The sequence below is a fragment of the Knoellia remsis genome (genome assembly GCF_003002895.1).
GTDB lineage: Bacteria > Actinomycetota > Actinomycetes > Actinomycetales > Dermatophilaceae > Knoellia > Knoellia remsis.
Map to the genome: position 1 here is coordinate 179,444 of NZ_PVTI01000002.1, position 16,004 is coordinate 195,447.

18 protein-coding genes are annotated in these 16,004 nt (G+C 71.1%); 10 read left to right on the forward strand and 8 right to left on the reverse strand.

Annotated features, from left to right (window positions below):
- The first annotated feature begins 8 nt into the window (after positions 1–8).
- On the forward strand, positions 9–1,469 hold the full coding sequence (locus BCF74_RS02165; RefSeq protein ID WP_106296314.1) for an NAD-dependent succinate-semialdehyde dehydrogenase: 1,461 nt from the start codon (positions 9–11) through the stop codon (positions 1,467–1,469).
- Positions 1,470–1,584: 115 nt separating this feature from the next.
- On the opposite strand, the gene BCF74_RS02170 is transcribed toward BCF74_RS02165, so the two are convergent.
- The 4 genes from BCF74_RS02170 to BCF74_RS02185 form a co-directional block, all read right to left on the reverse strand.
- A complete protein-coding gene (locus BCF74_RS02170) occupies positions 1,585–2,988 on the reverse strand; it encodes an ABC transporter permease (RefSeq protein ID WP_106296315.1) in 1,404 nt (467 codons plus the stop codon).
- Positions 2,985–3,758, reverse strand: a complete 774-nt coding sequence (locus BCF74_RS02175; protein ID WP_106296316.1) for an ABC transporter ATP-binding protein — start codon at positions 3,756–3,758, stop codon at positions 2,985–2,987. The genes BCF74_RS02170 and BCF74_RS02175 overlap by 4 nt, the downstream gene beginning before the upstream one ends.
- A 234-nt stretch (positions 3,759–3,992) precedes the next feature.
- A complete protein-coding gene (locus tag BCF74_RS02180) occupies positions 3,993–4,640 on the reverse strand; it encodes a response regulator (RefSeq protein ID WP_106296317.1) in 648 nt (215 codons plus the stop codon).
- The gene (locus BCF74_RS02185; RefSeq protein WP_106296318.1) at positions 4,637–5,884 is read right to left on the reverse strand and encodes a sensor histidine kinase; all 1,248 of its coding nucleotides are present in this window, start codon (positions 5,882–5,884) and stop codon (positions 4,637–4,639) included. Before BCF74_RS02185 ends, BCF74_RS02180 begins: the two co-directional genes overlap by 4 nt.
- 88 nt (positions 5,885–5,972) lie before the next feature.
- Between BCF74_RS02185 and BCF74_RS02190 the strand changes: the two genes are divergently transcribed.
- The 7 genes from BCF74_RS02190 to ispG all read left to right on the forward strand — a co-directional run bounded on the left by BCF74_RS02190 (position 5,973) and on the right by ispG (position 11,971).
- On the forward strand, positions 5,973–6,473 hold the full coding sequence (locus tag BCF74_RS02190; protein WP_106296319.1) for a guanyl-specific ribonuclease: 501 nt from the start codon (positions 5,973–5,975) through the stop codon (positions 6,471–6,473).
- Positions 6,473–6,817, forward strand: a complete 345-nt coding sequence (locus BCF74_RS02195; RefSeq protein WP_106296371.1) for a barstar family protein — start codon at positions 6,473–6,475, stop codon at positions 6,815–6,817. Before BCF74_RS02190 ends, BCF74_RS02195 begins: the two co-directional genes overlap by 1 nt.
- A gap of 111 nt (positions 6,818–6,928) precedes the next feature.
- Complete coding sequence (locus tag BCF74_RS02200; protein ID WP_106296320.1) at positions 6,929–7,531, forward strand: TIGR03086 family metal-binding protein; 603 nt, start codon at positions 6,929–6,931, stop codon at positions 7,529–7,531.
- A gap of 33 nt (positions 7,532–7,564) precedes the next feature.
- Positions 7,565–8,092 carry an acyl-CoA thioesterase gene (locus BCF74_RS02205; protein WP_218279180.1) on the forward strand — a complete coding sequence of 176 codons (528 nt, stop codon included), beginning with the start codon at positions 7,565–7,567 and terminating at the stop codon, positions 8,090–8,092.
- Positions 8,089–9,279 (forward strand): 1-deoxy-D-xylulose-5-phosphate reductoisomerase, encoded by a 1,191-nt coding sequence (dxr, locus tag BCF74_RS02210; RefSeq protein WP_106296321.1) that lies wholly within the window; start codon positions 8,089–8,091, stop codon positions 9,277–9,279. Before BCF74_RS02205 ends, dxr begins: the two co-directional genes overlap by 4 nt.
- Before the next feature lie 114 nt (positions 9,280–9,393).
- A complete protein-coding gene (locus BCF74_RS02215; RefSeq protein ID WP_106296322.1) occupies positions 9,394–10,752 on the forward strand; it encodes a M50 family metallopeptidase in 1,359 nt (452 codons plus the stop codon).
- A 58-nt stretch (positions 10,753–10,810) separates the two neighbouring features.
- Complete coding sequence (gene ispG, locus BCF74_RS02220; protein ID WP_106296373.1) at positions 10,811–11,971, forward strand: flavodoxin-dependent (E)-4-hydroxy-3-methylbut-2-enyl-diphosphate synthase; 1,161 nt, start codon at positions 10,811–10,813, stop codon at positions 11,969–11,971.
- A 226-nt stretch (positions 11,972–12,197) separates the two neighbouring features.
- On the opposite strand, the gene BCF74_RS17850 is transcribed toward ispG, so the two are convergent.
- The 3 genes from BCF74_RS17850 to BCF74_RS02230 all read right to left on the reverse strand — a co-directional run bounded on the left by BCF74_RS17850 (position 12,198) and on the right by BCF74_RS02230 (position 13,430).
- Positions 12,198–12,323 carry a hypothetical protein gene (locus tag BCF74_RS17850; protein ID WP_281257162.1) on the reverse strand — a complete coding sequence of 42 codons (126 nt, stop codon included), beginning with the start codon at positions 12,321–12,323 and terminating at the stop codon, positions 12,198–12,200.
- A gap of 110 nt (positions 12,324–12,433) precedes the next feature.
- Entirely contained in the window at positions 12,434–12,946 is a 513-nt protein-coding gene (locus BCF74_RS02225; protein ID WP_342747528.1) for a VOC family protein, read from the reverse strand.
- A 94-nt stretch (positions 12,947–13,040) separates the two neighbouring features.
- A complete protein-coding gene (locus BCF74_RS02230) occupies positions 13,041–13,430 on the reverse strand; it encodes a helix-turn-helix transcriptional regulator (RefSeq protein ID WP_106296323.1) in 390 nt (129 codons plus the stop codon).
- A 98-nt stretch (positions 13,431–13,528) separates the two neighbouring features.
- On the opposite strand from BCF74_RS02230, the gene BCF74_RS02235 reads away from it, so the two are divergent.
- Both BCF74_RS02235 and BCF74_RS02240 read left to right on the forward strand, forming a co-directional pair.
- Positions 13,529–14,371, forward strand: coding sequence for a GNAT family N-acetyltransferase (locus BCF74_RS02235; protein WP_106296324.1), 843 nt, complete (start codon positions 13,529–13,531; stop codon positions 14,369–14,371).
- A gap of 161 nt (positions 14,372–14,532) precedes the next feature.
- Positions 14,533–15,441, forward strand: a complete 909-nt coding sequence (locus BCF74_RS02240; protein WP_106296325.1) for a hypothetical protein — start codon at positions 14,533–14,535, stop codon at positions 15,439–15,441.
- A gap of 44 nt (positions 15,442–15,485) precedes the next feature.
- Here the strand turns inward: BCF74_RS02240 and BCF74_RS02245 are convergent, their stop codons facing one another.
- Positions 15,486–15,989, reverse strand: coding sequence for a hypothetical protein (locus BCF74_RS02245; RefSeq protein WP_106296375.1), 504 nt, complete (start codon positions 15,987–15,989; stop codon positions 15,486–15,488).
- Positions 15,990–16,004: the final 15 nt, after the last annotated feature.

The following is a 16,004-nucleotide window of genomic DNA, read 5'->3' on the forward strand; positions in this document are numbered from 1 at the left end:
TCGAACGTATGGCTGTCTCGCAGAAGTCTCTGCTCGCATCCGTCCCCACCCAGCTGTTCATCGGCGGTGAGTGGCGCGACTCGCTCAGCGCCCAGACGTTCCCGGTCCACGACCCCGCGACCGGCGGCGTCCTCACCGAGGTCGCCGACGCGACCATCGCCGACGGCACCCTCGCCCTCGACGCAGCCGTTGCGGCACAACAGGACTGGGCCACGACGCCACCGCGCGAACGTGGCGAGATCCTCCGTCGCGCGTTCGAGCTCATCACCGAGCGCGCCGACGAGTTCGCGCTGCTCATGACCCTCGAGATGGGCAAGCCGGTCGCCGAGGCGCGCGGTGAGGTCGCCTACGGCGCGGAGTTCTTCCGGTGGTTCAGCGAGGAGGCGGTGCGCATCCACGGCCGGTATGCCGTCAACCCCGCGGGCGGGTCGCGCTTGCTCACGATGAACAAGCCGGTCGGGCCGGCGTTCATGATCACGCCGTGGAACTTCCCGCTCGCGATGGGCACCCGCAAGATCGGTCCCGCCATCGCGGCCGGATGCACGATGGTCATGAAGCCCGCGAGCGAGACTCCGCTGACGATGCTCGCGCTCGCCGCGCTGCTCACCGAGGCGGGGCTGCCCGACGGCGTCCTCAACGTCATCACGACCTCGGACACCGCATCGGTCTCCGAGCCGATCATCCGCGACCCGCGGCTGCGCAAGCTCACCTTCACCGGGTCCACGGCGGTGGGCAAGCTCCTCGTCGAGCAGTCGGCCGAGCAGCTGCTCCGGGTGTCGATGGAGCTCGGCGGCAACGCACCCTTCCTCGTCTTCGACGACGCCGACGTCGACGCGGCCGTCGAGGGCGCGATGCTCGCGAAGATGCGCAACATCGGCGAGGCGTGCACGTCGGCGAACCGGTTCCTCGTGCACGAGTCGGTGGCCGAGGAGTTCGCGGCGGCGTTGGCCCGGCGCATGGGCGCGCTTACCGTCGGCAAGGGGACCAAGGCCGGCGTCGAGGTCGGCCCGCTCATCACCGACAAGGCCCGGGACGGTGTGCACGAGCTCGTCACCGACGCCGTCGACCGGGGCGCGCGGGTCCTGACCGGGGGAGAGAAGGTCGCCGGCCGCGGGCACTTCTACGCACCGACCGTGCTGACCGAGGTGCCGGCCGACGCCCGGCTGCTGCGCGAGGAGATCTTCGGACCGGTCGCACCGGTGACGACGTTCGCCGACGAGGACGAGGCGGTGCGCCTGGCCAACGACACCGAGTACGGACTGGTCGCCTATGCCTACACGCGCGACCTCGGCCGGGTCATCCGGGTGTCCGAGGCACTGGAGTTCGGCATGGTCGGGGTCAACACCGGGATCGTCTCGAACGCGGCGGCGCCGTTCGGCGGGGTGAAGCACTCCGGGTTCGGGCGTGAGGGCGGGTTCGAGGGCATCCACGAGTACCTCGAGACGACGTACGTCTCGCTCAACCCCTGACTGTCGGCGCCCACCCTGGTCAGGGACCATTGATGGCCACCCATTGCGACTTCGCAGAGTGCGGAGCCCGGCGGCGGCGCTCTGCGAAGTCGCAAGAGGTCGGGGGACGGGACGGTCAGGCCTCGATGCGCAGGGCCTCGACGGGCGCGATGTCGATCGCACGGCGCGCCGGGCCACGGGACGCGAGCAGCACGAGCACCAGGCCGCACACCGCGATCGCCGCGAGCGACACCCACGGCACACCCCAGACGAAGCCGGACCCCTGCGACCCGACGAGGGACTGGGCGGCGCTCGTGCCGTAGATGATTCCGAGCACCGTGCCGAAGAGGATCGCCGACACCGACAGCGCGACCGACTCCTTGGTGATCATCGTGCGGACCTGGCGCTGGGTGAAGCCGAGCGTGCGCAGCAGGCCGATCTCGCGGTGCCGCTGGATGACCGTGAGCGACATCGTGCTGACGAAGCCGACAGCCGCGATGAGCGAGGAGATGACGATGATGCCGACGAGCACGGCCGTCGTGACGTCCATGATCTGCAGGGCCTCGGCCCGCTGCTCCGCGTCGAGCTCCCACGCGTCCACGGAGGCGCGCAGGGCGGCCATCCCGGAGGCGAAGGTCGTGACGAGGGTGACGCCGATGACCAGGCCCATCGTCGAGCGGGTCGTGCGCAGCGGGTCGAGGAGGGCGTTGCGCCGCGCCACGACACTCGCCGGGTCCCGCCCGAGGAGGCGGCTGAACGCCGCGACCATCGACGGGATGACGAGGCGCGCCCCGACGAGGAACCCGGTGCTCGCGCCCGCTGCACCGAAGAAGGACAGGACGAAACCCGCCTCCGGGGCGCTCTCCCCGGCGAGGGCGCCGGCCGCGAGGACCCCGAACCCGCCGACGATGCCGATGCCGGCGACGACGGCGCGCAGGAGCGAGGCCCGTCCCGACGCAGTGACCGGGGCCGCGGTCCCGGACAGTGCCGCTGCAGGGGAGACCTGCAGCACGCCACGTGAGCCGAGCCACCCGGCGCACATGGCGCACACGGCGATCGCCCAGAAGGCGACGACCAGCGCGGAGCTCACCAGCGGGTAGTCCGCCTCGGGCAGCGTGCCGCGCGCCACGAGGACGGCACGAGTCGCGTGCGTCAGCACGGTGCCCACGACCACCCCGGCGAGGGCACCGAGGGCGCCCACCGTCGCGGTGCCGCGCACGACCGAGACCCGCAGGTCCTTCGCCCGTGATCCGAGCAGCCGCAGCAGGGCGATGTGCCGGAGCCGGCCGGAGATGACCGTGTCGACCGCGCCGATGATGACGATGGCGCCGACATAGAGGGCGATGAGGATGAAGACGCCGGCGACGATGCCGAGCATGAGTCCGACACTCCCGCCGGACTCCTCGCTCATCGCCGCGAGCACCGTCGAGGTCATGATGAGCACCGCGGCATACGCGCCGCTCAGGCCGGCCACGAGACCGACGGTGCCGAGCTCGCGCAGCGAGCCGAGGACGAGGTTGCCCTTCGAGGAGTGGTTCATGCCGCACCGACCTCGAAGCCGATGAGCAGCTCGGAGATCTGCTGCGGGGTGAGCGGACCGTGGTCGCCCACGAGGTGACCGTCGGCGATGACGAGGATGCGGTCGGCATACGACGCCGCGACCGGGTCGTGGCTCACCATGGCGATCGTCTGGCCGTACTCGCGCGACGCCGTGCGCAGGAGGGTGAGCACCTCGCGCGAGCTGCGCGAGTCGAGGTTGCCGGTCGGCTCGTCGGCGAAGACGATCGCCGGGCGCGACGCGAGGGCGCGGGCGATGGCGACGCGCTGCTGCTGGCCGCCGGAGAGCTCGCTCGGTCGGTGCCCGACGCGCTCGGTGAGGCCGAGGGTGGCGATGAGGTGCTCGATCCACTGCTGCTGCTCGCGGGTCACGGTGCGCCCAGCGAGCTCGAACGGCAGCAGGATGTTCTCGCGCGCAGTGAGGGTGGGCACGAGGTTGAAGGCCTGGAAGATGAAGCCGACCTCGCTGCGGCGCAGCCGGGTCCGGGCGTCGTCGTCGAGGTGCGTCAGCGGTGCGCCGGCGAGGATGACCTCGCCGCTCGTGGCGTCGTCGAGCCCGGCCGCGACGTTCATCAGCGTCGACTTGCCCGACCCCGACGGACCCATGATCGCGGTGAACTGACCGCGGTGGATGTCGACGTCGATGCCGTCGAGGGCGGCCACCCTGCCGGTGCCCTCGCCGTAGATGCGGGAGACCCGTCGAAGGGAGACGACGGGCTGGGTTGCGTTGTCCTGGAACGGTGTTGAAGTCATGCCCACGACGCTAGGTGCGTGGTGGGGTCGCGCACATCGGCCGCGGTGCCGATTCTGGGTCAGCCCTGAGATGTATGCCGACGTATGCCCTCCGCCCACCCGCGAGGTATGCCGCCGGTGTGTCCCGAAGTCACCCAATTGGGCGAGCTGGTCACGGCCGGCGTGTCCCGAAGTCACCCAATTGGGCGAGTTGGTCCCGAAGTCACCCAATTGGGCGAGTACGGCACGAGAGGGTCAGAGGAGGCCGTGCTCGTAGGCGTAGACGACGAGCTGGACCCGGTCGCGGAGCGCGAGCTTGGTGAGGATGCGGGACACGTGCGTCTTCACCGTCGCCTCGGAGAGGAACTCGGCCGTGGCGATCTCGGCGTTCGACAGTCCTTGCGCCGCGCGCAGCAGGATCTCGCGCTCGCGCGGGGTGAGGCGCTCGTAGTCGGCCCCGGGCGGGCTCGTCGAACGTTCCCGGAACCGCTCGAACACCGCCCGGGTGGCTCCGGCCGCGACCACCTGCGTCCCCTCCGCGACTGCTCGCACCGCCGCGAGGAGCAGCTCGGGCCGGGTCTCCTTGAGGACGAACCCGGACGCGCCCGCCTCGATGGCATCGGCGACGAGCTCGTCGACGTCGAACGTCGTGAGCACCAGTACCCGCGGCCCGGCGTCACCGAAGCGCTCGACGACCCGCCGGGTGGCCTCCACCCCGTCGACCCGCGGCATCCGCACGTCCATGAGCACGACGTCCGGACGGACCGACTCGACGAGAGCCACCGCTTCGGAACCGTCGCCGGCCTCGCCGACGATCTCGAGGTCGTCCTGGCTGCCCACGACCATCGAGATCCCGGCGCGGAAGAGGGCTTGGTCGTCGACGAGGGCGACACGGATGGTCATGCTCCACCTTCTCGTGCGGACGGGTCCGCTGGCCAGCCGCCCCCGGGTCGCGGCGTACCGCTCGTGGGGATGTGGGCACGGACGACCCAGTCGCCGTCCTCGGGTCCGGCAGCGAAGGTGCCGCCCGCGACGGCGGCCCGCTCGCCCATACCGACGAGACCGTGGCCACCGGGCGGCTTCGCCGCATCGGATCGAGTCGGTATGCCGTTGCGTACCGTGAGCGCGTAGCCGTCGGTCCAGTCGATGCCCACCGTGACGGGCCGCGTCAGGTCTCCGTGCTTGAGGGCGTTCGTCAGGGACTCCGCGAGCAACCGGTGCGCGGTCAGCGCGAGGAGCGGCGACTCGTCCGGGGTGCCGCTCTCGGCGAGCTCGACCTCCATCCCCGACGCCCGCATGCGTTCGAGCAGGACGTCCTGCTGTGCGCGCCCCGGCGTGCTGGGCTGCAGGTCGGGGTCGCGGAGCTGGGCGACGATCGTGCGCAGGTCGGCCATCGCGGCCCGGGCCGTCTCACCAATGACCTCGAGCGCCTGCTCCGCGCCAGCCGGGTTGTCCCGCAACGCATACCGCGCACCGTCACTCTGCGCCGCGACGACGGCCCACGAGTGAGCGACGACGTCGTGCATGTCCGCCGCGATGCGCCGCCGCTCCTGCTCGACCTCGAACAGGTCCGCGATGCGCGCCCGCTCGACGGCCTCGACGCGGGCGTCGACGCGCGCCTGCACCGACTGCCGTTGCTGCCACCGCAGGTAGCCCCAGGCCCACCCGCCGAGGCAGAACACGGCCGCGCTCGAGCCGAGCGCGACCGCCGTCGTGAGGCGCTCGACGAGGCTCGTGCCGGGCTCTCGCACGTCGGGAGCGGCGAGATCGGGCCAGCCACGCGTCGCGCCGAAGAGGGCGGCGACGGTGACCGCGACTCCGGCGGCCACGAGCCCGAACCGGCGCACCCGGCCGTCCTGGTGGGCGCCGAGGGTGAGGAACAGCACGGCGTATGCCGTGTTCGCGAGGTAGGCGATGGTGTCACCGGCGACCTGGGTCACCGCTGCGGCGAACCCCAGGAGCGACATCGCCTGCCACGACAGGCGGCGCACGGCCAGCGCAGCGGCGAGGAGGACGACCGCGACCGGGGCGGTGAGGCCCAACCCGACGTGGACGAGCAGCATGACCGCGGCGAAGACCAGCGCGGTGACGACGTCGAACGCCAGCTGGCGTCGCGTCGGCCGGTCCTCACCCCACACGTCGGTCACGCGCCACAGCGTACGACCCGCAACACCGGGGTCGCCTCGTTCTCGCGGCTCGTGCGGCCCACGCCGCGCGACGGTGCTGCACGGCACAATGGCGCCCGTGACCTCCCCCGTGACCGGACGCCGCAGCGCCCTGACGTGGCTCGCGCCCCTGCTCGCCATCGCCCTCGTCGTCGGGCTCTGGTGGCTCGCGACCCGCGACACGAGCGACGCCGGGACCGACGGCACCCAGCCCGGCGCCCGGGTGACGGCGACCGCGGGACCCAGCGGGACGGCATACCCGTCGACGGGAAACACACCCGACTCCGGACTCGACACGATCCCCGAGTCCCGGCTGCCGCGCGAGGCCCGCGCGACCCTGGGGCTGATCCGCGCCGGCGGGCCGTACCCGTACGACCAGGACGACGAGACCTTCCAGAACCGCGAGGGGATCCTGCCGCAGCAGAAGCGGGGCTACTACCGCGAATACACCGTCGAGACACCGGGATCCGACGACCGCGGTGCCCGACGCATCGTGCGTGGGCGGGCCGGCGACACGTACTGGACCGACGACCACTACGACAGCTTCCGACAGATCCAGGAGGGTCAGTGATGCGCATCCTCGGAGACCGGGTGGACCTCGACGGCCTCATCGCCGACGCCGAGGAGGAGGGTCGGACCGTCGAGGTCATCCCCGCCGGTGCGACGAAGGAGGAGTCGCTCGCGGCGTTCTCGGAGGTGCTGAACTTCCCCGAGTGGTTCGGCATGAACCTCGACGCGCTCGCCGACTGCCTCGACACCTTCGCCCGGGAGACGACGAACGAGTGGGAGCTCGTCTGGGACGGGGTCGCGAGACTGCGCGAGTCCGACCCGAAGGCAGCGGCCGGGATCGAGTCGGTGCTCGCCGACGTCGGCGCGGACCACCCGAAGGTCCACATGACGATCATCAACCGCTGAGGGCTGCGAGCCGAGCGAGCCAGAGAGCGGTGAGTGAGCCAGGGCTGGCTGCATCGCTCGCCAACTGGTGCATCCCTCGACTCCGAGGTCCGCCAGTGGGAGCGTGGGCACATGACGAACCCACCTGACCTCACGCCGGCCACCGACCGGCTCGGCGATGTCGTGCGCGGCGTCAACGACGACCAGCTGGGCGCGCCGACGCCGTGCGATGGGCGCACCGTCTCGCAGCTCCTCGCCCACGTCGACGGGCTGACCCAGGCCTTCCGCGCGAGCGCCGACAAGGAGCTCGGGCCGCTCACCGACACCAACCCCGACGCCGACGGCTGGCCCGACGCCGACCCGGCCTGGCGCGACGACATCCCCACCCGCTCGGACGCGCTCGCCGCCGCCTGGCGACAGCCCGAGGCATGGACCGGCATGACTCGGGCCGGGGGCTTCGATGCTCCCGCCGAGGTGATGGGTCTCGTGGCGCTCGGCGAGGTGACCTTCCACGGCTGGGACCTCGCGAAGGCCACCGGGCAGGCGTTCGAGCCGGACGACGCGACGGTGCAGGCGCTCGCGGCATACGTCGAGGGTTTCGACCCGGCCGGGACGCCCGGCACGTTCGGTGCCGCCGTCGAACCACCGGAGCATGCCACGGCCTTCGAGCGGGTCCTCGCGCGGACCGGCCGCGACCCGCGGTGGCGTCCGCCGACGACGCTGCGTGCGCTGTGAGGCGCGCCTGAGGCCCGCTGGCAGGATGACCGGGTGACCACACCGAGCGACACTCGCGTGACCCTGTCCGAGATCATGCGCGCGACCGAGGCGAACCTCCTCGGCACCGTGCACGGCGGCAACCTCATGAAGGCGGTCGACTCCATCGCCGGCGTCGTCGCCAACCGGTATGCCGGTGGGCCGGCCGTGACGGCCGCGCTCGACGAGATGACGTTCCTGACGCCGGTGCGCGTCGGCGACATCCTGCACTCGAGCGCGCAGCTCAACTGGGCCGGCCGCTCCTCGATGGAGGTCGGGGTGCGGGTCGAGGTGGACCGGTGGGACTCCAACACCGACCGGGTCCACGTCGCCAGCGCCTACCTCGTCTTCGTCGCCGTCGACGCCGACGGCAAGCCCAAGGCCGTCCCGCCGCTCGACCTCGAGACGCCCGAGGAGAAGCGCCGGTTCCGCGAGGCGCAGATCCGCCGCGAGCACCGGCTCGCCCGACGGGCGGCCATCGAGGCGTCCCGCGAGGCCGAGCTCGCCGAGGGCATGGCCGCTGCGTCGGAGGGTGACGCGTGAGCCAGCGCTCCGTCGCCATCCTCGGCTCGACCGGGTCGATCGGCACCCAGGCCCTCGACGTCATCGGCCGCAATCGCGACCGGTTCTCCGTCGCTGCGCTCTCTGCCGGGTCCAACATCGACCTCGTCGCGCGCCAGGCCGTGGAGTTCGACGTGCCGCTCGTCGCCGTCGCGTCCGGCTCGCCCGAGGAGGTGCGCACCGCGATCGGTGCGTATGCCGCGCGCGCCGGGCACACGGCATACGCACCGGAGATCGTGGTCGGGGACGGCGCGGCGGTGACCGCCGCCGGGACCGGGGCCGACGTCGTGCTCAACGGCATCACCGGCTCCATCGGGCTGCGGCCCACCCTCGCCGCGCTCGAGGCCGGGTCGACGCTCGCGCTCGCGAACAAGGAGTCGCTCATCATCGGCGGCGACCTCGTGCGGCGCGCCGCGAAGCCGGACCAGATCGTGCCCGTCGACAGCGAGCACTCGGCGATCGCGCAGTCCCTGCGAGGCGGCCGGGCAGAGGAGGTGCGGCGCCTCGTCGTCACGGCGAGCGGCGGACCGTTCCGCGGGCGCTCTCGCGACGAGCTGCGCGACGTGACGCCCGAGCAGGCGCTCGCGCACCCGAACTTCGCCATGGGGCGGGTCATCACGACGAACTCGGCCACCCTCGTGAACAAAGGTCTCGAGGTCATCGAGGCGCACCTCCTCTTCGACATCCCCTTCGAGCGCATCGACGTCGTCGTGCACCCGCAGCAGCAGATCCACTCGATGGTTGAGTTCCGCGACGGCTCGACCATCGCCCAGCTCGGTCCGCCGCGGATGCTCGTGCCGATCGCGCTCGGGCTGTCCTGGCCGGAGCGGCTCGAGGACGTCGACGAGCCGTGCGACTGGTCGATGGCGCAGTCGTGGGACTTCGCGCCGCTCGACGACGACGCGTTCCCGGCGGTGCGGCTGGCGCGGCGTGTGGGGGAGGCCGGTGGCACGTTCCCGGCGGTCTACAACGCGGCGAACGAGGTCGCCGTCGACGCGTTCCACGAGGGTCGGATCGGGTTCCTCGACATCGTCGACTCGGTGGCCCGCGTCGTCGATGAGCACGAGAGCGCGCATACTGGGAGCGAATTCGACGCGTCGACCGTTGAGGGAGTGCTGGGCGCGGACGCATGGGCCCGGGGGCAGGCCGCCACCGAGCTCGGGCTCTGAGCCGAGCCGTCCGTCAGCGGGCTCCCGGCTGGTTCCCAGCCTCGACATCGACGCTGACACGGCAGACGCTGACACCGCAGACATCGACCACCGGAAGGCACCGAGGTACGAGCCATGACCGTTCTCGCCTACATCGTGGGAGTGCTGTTCCTCGCCCTGGGCGTGGGTGTCTCGATCGGTCTGCACGAGATCGGCCACCTCGTGCCGGCGAAGAAGTTCGGTGTCCGCGTGACGCAGTACATGGTCGGCTTCGGGCCGACGATCTGGTCGCGGCGTCGCGGCGAGACCGAGTACGGCATCAAGGGGATCCCGCTCGGCGGCTACATCCGGATGATCGGCATGTTCCCGCCGCGCCCGGGTGACGACCCGACGAAGATGCGGGTGTCCTCGACCGGCCGGTTCAGCCAGCTCGCCGACGAGGCACGCAAGGCATCCCTCGAGGAGATCCGGCCCGGCGACGAGAACCGCGTCTTCTACAAGCTGCCGGTGCACAAGAAGGTCATCATCATGCTCGGCGGGCCGGTGATGAACCTGCTCATCGGGCTCGTCCTGCTCACCGTGCTCGTGCCCGCGCACGGGTTCCCGCGCCCGCAGGAGGGTGCCCTCGTCGCCGCCGTCGCGGAGTGCGTCAAGCCCGCGGCCGAAGCCACCGACACCGACTGCACGGGGGCCCAGCCCTCTCCGGCCAACGCCGCCGGTCTGCTTCCCGGCGACAAGATCATCTCCGTCCAGGGCACCGTCGTCCGCGACAACTCCGACGTCGGCGAGCTCGTCCGGCCGCGGGTCGACCAGCCGACGAAGTTCGTCATCGAACGCGACGGCACCCAGCGGACCCTCACGGTGACGCCGATCCTCAACACCCTGCCGGCCTACGACGAGGAGGGGCAGCCCATCCTGGGCGCCGACGGCAAGCAGCAGGTCATCGAGGCGGGGTACCTCGGGGTCTCGTCGGCCACGCCGGTCGTGCTCGAGCGGTCGGTCACGGCCGTCCCGGCGATCATGGGCGACACGCTCGCCCAGACGGCGCAGGCGCTCGTGCGGATCCCGCAGAAGATGGTCGGCGTCTGGAACGCGGCCTTCAGCGGTCAGGAGCGCGAGCTCGACTCGCCTGTCTCCGTCGTCGGCGTCGGACGGGTCGCCGGCGAGGTGACGTCGGGCCGGCTCGACGCCTTCATCGGGGAGTCGTGGAGCGACAAGTTCTGGTTCCTCGTCTCGCTGCTCATGTCGCTGAACTTCATGCTCTTCCTCTTCAACCTCGTGCCGTTGCTGCCGCTCGACGGCGGGCACGTCGCGGGGGCGCTGTGGGAGGGCGTGAAGAAGACGTGGGCGCGGCTGCGAGGGCGGCCCGACCCGGGGTACGTCGACGTGGCCAAGGCGCTGCCGGTGGCCTATGGGGTGTCGATGGTGCTCATCGTCATGTCGGCGCTGCTCATCTATGCCGACATCGTCAACCCCATCGACCTCGGCGGATGAAAGCCTCGGTGAGGGTGCGCGAGAAGGCGCGCGGACGGCATACCGGATAATGGGTGGCATGAGTGTTGGACTCGGTATGCCGTCCCTCCCGCCGCCCGTGCTGGCTCCCCGCCGCAAGACCCGGCAGATCAAGGTCGGCAAGGTCGGTGTCGGCAGCGACTTCCCGATCTCCGTGCAGTCGATGACGACGACGCCGACGACCGACATCAACGCGACGCTGCAGCAGATCGCCGAGCTCACCGCCGCCGGGTGCGACATCGTCCGCGTCGCCTGCCCGAGCCGTGACGACGCCGAGGCGCTGCCCGCGATCGCGCAGAAGTCGCAGATCCCGGTCATCGCGGACATCCACTTCCAGCCGAACTACGTGTATGCCGCGATCGACGCCGGGTGTGCGGCGGTGCGGGTCAACCCGGGCAACATCCGTCAGTTCGACGACCAGGTCGGCGAGATCGCGCGACGGGCCAAGGAGGCCGGCGTCTCGATCCGCATCGGCGTCAACGCCGGCTCGCTCGACAAGCGGCTGCTCGAGAAGTACGGCAAGCCGACGCCCGAGGCACTCGTCGAGTCGGCCGTGTGGGAGGCGTCGCTGTTCGAGGAGCACGACTTCCACGACTTCAAGATCTCGGTGAAGCACAACGACCCCGTCGTCATGGTGCGCGCCTACGAGCTGCTCGCCGAGCGCGGTGACTGGCCGCTGCACCTCGGGGTCACCGAGGCCGGGCCGGCGTTCCAGGGGACGATCAAGTCGGCGACGGCCTTCGGGGCGCTGTTGTCCCGCGGGATCGGGGACACGATCCGCGTCTCGCTGTCGGCGCCTCCGGTCGAGGAGGTCAAGGTCGGCAACCAGATCCTGCAGTCGCTCAACCTCAAGCCGCGCAAGCTCGAGATCGTCTCGTGCCCGTCGTGTGGTCGCGCGCAGGTCGACGTCTACAAGCTCGCCGACGAGGTGACCGCCGGCCTCGAGGGTATGACGGTGCCGCTGCGGGTGGCCGTCATGGGCTGCGTCGTCAACGGACCTGGTGAGGCACGTGAGGCCGACCTCGGTGTCGCGTCCGGCAACGGCAAGGGCCAGATCTTCGTCAAGGGCGAGGTCATCAAGACGGTGCCCGAGTCGGCGATCGTCGAGACGCTCATCGAGGAGGCCATGCGCATCGCCGAGGAGATGGGCGAGCCGATCGACGAGGAGTCCGCGGGAGCGCCGAGCGTCACCGTCGGCTGACGCGGCCCTGAGGCCGGTTGGACGCACCTGCCGGGTTCGGGCATCGGACGCGCCTGCCGGTTAGAGCATCGGACGCGCCTGCCGCTGTGGGCGCTGCAGTGCTCTGATCTTGCGTCGTCCTTTGGACCGCGGTGGCCCAAAGGACGACGCAAGATCAGAGCATCGTCTGAGCAGGTGGCCGCTCGGGGCAGCAGCAGGTTGGGCTCGGCGGAGCAGCAGGTCGGGCTCAGCGCACCAGCAGGTTGAGCACGACCGTCAGGACAACCGAGAGCACGATCGACACCAGGATCATCGCGAGGCAGCCGGGGCCGCCGCCGAGCGGACGAACTTCGACGTTTCTTCCGAGGCGCATGGGACCTGTCTACCCGCGGGTTCCCCGGATGATGCGTCGTCGCGCGGAGCCGCGAGGGCCCGGGCGGCGGCCCGAGCCCTCGCGACCTGCCACTCGTGGTGGCACACGGCTCACTCCGCGGCGTCGGTCGGCCACGCGGGGACGCGGTCGGCCGGCAGGTCCTGGTTGAAGCGGACCATGTTGCCGACCGGGTCGCGGAACGCGCAGTCGCGCACCCCGTAGAACTGGTCGGCCGGCTCCTGCAGCACCTCCGCGCCCGACGACCGCACGTGCTCGAAGACGGCGTCGACGTCGTCGACCTTGAAGATCAGCGCCGCGAGCAGCCCCTTGGCGAGCAGGTCGTTCAGGGCGTCGGCGTCACCGTCGGACATCGGGATCGACCCTCCGCCGGTGTAGTTGTGCACGGTGATCTGCAGGTCCGGCTGGGTCGGGGGAGTGAGCGTCACCCAGCGGAAGTCGCCGTTCGTGACGTCGGTGTGGACGGCGCACCCGAGGGTGTCGCGGTAGAAGCCGAGCGAGGCCTCGGTGTCGTTGGTGAAGACGAAGACGTTGACGACGGCCAGTGAGGCCATCGCCGGGACGGAAGCGGCGGTCGTGCCTGCGGTGTTCTCTGTGGTGGTCATGTCAGCGACCGTATGCCGCGTGCGCGCCGCCCCGCTTCTCCGATCCTGACCGCTTGCGGCTCAGGTCCCGTGTGGCCCCAGGTCCGGTGCGGCCTCAGGTCCGCCGGGGCCGCGTCACCTGCTTGGCGATGCACCCGGGAACGCCGACGAGGCTCTCGTGGGACCGGGCGGCATACGCGCTCGGCGTCTCGCCCACGAGCTCGGTGAAGCGCGAGCTGAACGACCCGAGCGAGGTACACCCCACCTCCATGCAGGCATCGGTGACGCTCATCCCGCCGCGCAGCAGCCACATGGCCCGTTCGATCCGGCGGGTCATCAGCCACGCGTAGGGCGTCTCGCCGAACGCCGTCTTGAAGGAGCGCTGGAAGTGTCCCGTCGACATGTGCGCCTCGCGCGCGAGCATCGGCACGTCGAGTGGCTCGGCGTAGTCGCGGTCGATCCGGTCCCGGGCCTGCCGCAGTCGGACGAGGTCGTCACGCTCCATGGCAGTAGTGTCGCAGCCGGCGCCGACTCAGGACGGGTGACATCGGCTTCAGTGCGTTTGGGCAGGTGAGCGGGCCGCGCGGCTCGTAGGCTGGGCACGTGCTCCGCACCCGCAACCCGGTGAGAACGCTCTCCCGGTCCGACGTCGACGACGCGCTCGAGCTGTGCTCGCGCAACCTCGCGGCCCACGTCTTCGTCGCGGCGCGCATCCTCGAGGCCCAGTCCGGGGCGTCGACCTCCGCGCTCGGCATCCGCGAGGACGGCCGGCTCACGTCGCTGTGCTGGGCGAGCGCAAACGTCGTGCCGGTCGAGACCTCCGAGACCGCGCGCAGCCTGTATGCCGACCGTATCCGCAAGTGGCGCGGTCGCGTCGCGTCCGTGCTGGGTCCCCGCGACGAGGTCGTGGACCTGTGGGACCGGCTCGAGCCGAACTGGGGGCCGGCGCGCGCGGTCCGTGAGCACCAGCCGCTGCTCGCGACGGCCACGCCTCCGTCGGTCCTGGGGGTCGACCTCGACCGCCGGGTGCGTCCGGCCCGGCCCGACGAGGTCGACATCGTCCTGCCCGCGGCCGAGCACATGTTCACCGCGGAGATCGGCTACCGGCCCTACACGGGGTCGTCGCGCGGCTATCGCGGGTCGCTCGCGGCGCTCATCGCCCGTGGGCACACCTATGTCGTCGTCGAGAACGGCAAGGTCGTCTTCAAGACCGACATCGGCTCGCTGGCGCTCGGGTGCGCGCAGCTGCAGGGCGTGTGGCTCGCGCCGCACCTGCGCGGCAAGGGGCTCGCCGTGCCGATGCTCGCGGCGGTGATGGAGGACGTCATGGCCGGGCCGGCGCCGCTCGTGTCGCTCTACGTCAACGACTTCAACGGTCCCGCGCTCGCGACCTACCACCGGCTCGGGTTCGCGCCCGCTGGCGAGTTCGCCACCGTCCTCCTCTGACCGCCCGCGCGTCCACCCGCTCCCGTCCTCACAAGTGCGTGAAATACGCCGCCCTTGTGAGGACCGCGGGTTGTCCACAGGCGAGGGCCGGCTGCCCGACCGTCCACAGGGAGACGAGGTGCGGGGTGCGGTGGTTGGCGCCCCTCCCGCAGCCTCGTCGCATGGAAGGGACCGAACGCCGCCGCATCGCCCGTGAGCTGGCGGGCGATCATGGGGGAGTCGTCCACCGTCGTCTGCTCAGGGACGTCAAGATCGGCAAGGAGGACGTGCGAACCGAGGTCCGAGCAGGCCGCTGGTCGACATGGGGTGTCCACACCGTCCGCATCCTCGACGTCGAGCCCGAGCCGGTCGCAGACCTCTGGCACGCCGTGTGGGAGTCGGGGCCGGGAGCAGTGCTGGACGGGGTTGCAGCCCTGGTCGCCCAAGGGATGACGGGGTTCAGCCCGAACACGATCGACGTGTCCTTGCCTCGGTCCGCGACCGCGCGTCGAGTGGACGGCGTCACGAGACACCAGCGTCGGGTGCTTGAGCCGACCCTCGGAGCAGGCGTGCCGCGGCTGAAGCCGGAATGGGCGACCATCCATGCGGCGGCCTGGGCGGTGAGCGAACGGCAGGCCGCCCTGCTCATCTGCCTCCCCGTCCAGCAGCGACTGGTCCGCCCCGGCAGTCTGCTGGATGTCTGGCACCAGATCGGCCGATGTGCGCGTCGAGACCTACTCGGCCGCGTGATCCCCGATGTCTGCGATGGGGCACAGTCCCTGGGTGAGCTCGACTTCGGTGGCTGGTGCCGACGATATGGACTCCCGCCGCCACTGCGGCAGACGGTGCGGGTGACTTCGTCCGGGAGGGTCTACCTCGACGCCGAGTGGGACGGCCTCGTCGTGGAGATCGACGGCGGCCACCACCTGCTCGGGCTGAACCCCACCGAGGACGCCCTGCGCGCGAACGAGGTGTCGCTGGGCAGCTCTCGCGTGCTCCGGATCCCGCTGCTGGGGTTGCGGCTCGAGCCCGGCCGCTTCGTGGACCAGGTCGCTCGTGGCCTCGGGCTCCCGGTCCTCACAAGTGCGTGAGATACGCCGCCCTTGTGAGGACCGGAGCTGGGGAGCCGGAGCGGTCAGCAGCCGCCGCAGTTGTAGTACGTGATGTCCCAGTGGTTGCCTTCCTTGGCGTAGATGTTCCCCGCCGCCGACTTGTAGAGCGTCGCGCCGTCGCCGCGCACACCGGCATACGCGAAGTTCCGCGTGATGTAGCTGTTGTTGCAGGTCGTGATGCCGATGTCGACCTTGTAGCCGTTCCAGTGGCTGTAGGTTCCCGACGCGTGGCCGACCTCGGTGCCGCCGGTGATGTTCGTCGCGCAGCCGCTGGCCCGTTTGAACGTCACGATCCCGTCGGCCGTGGCGAGGTTGATCTGCTCGAACGAGGTGCACGTCGACGTGTACCGGTCGCTGCAGCCGCCCGACGAGGACCACGTGAGCCCGTACGTCCGGAACTTCGACGTGGCCTGCGAATGGGTGAGCTTGGTGACGGCCGAGGCGCTCGGCGCCGTGACGAAGACGGCACCGGTGGCGACCGCCGCAGCGGTCAGGGCGCGCGCGGAACGGCTGGCGAGAACGGTCATGAGAGGTCCCTCCTG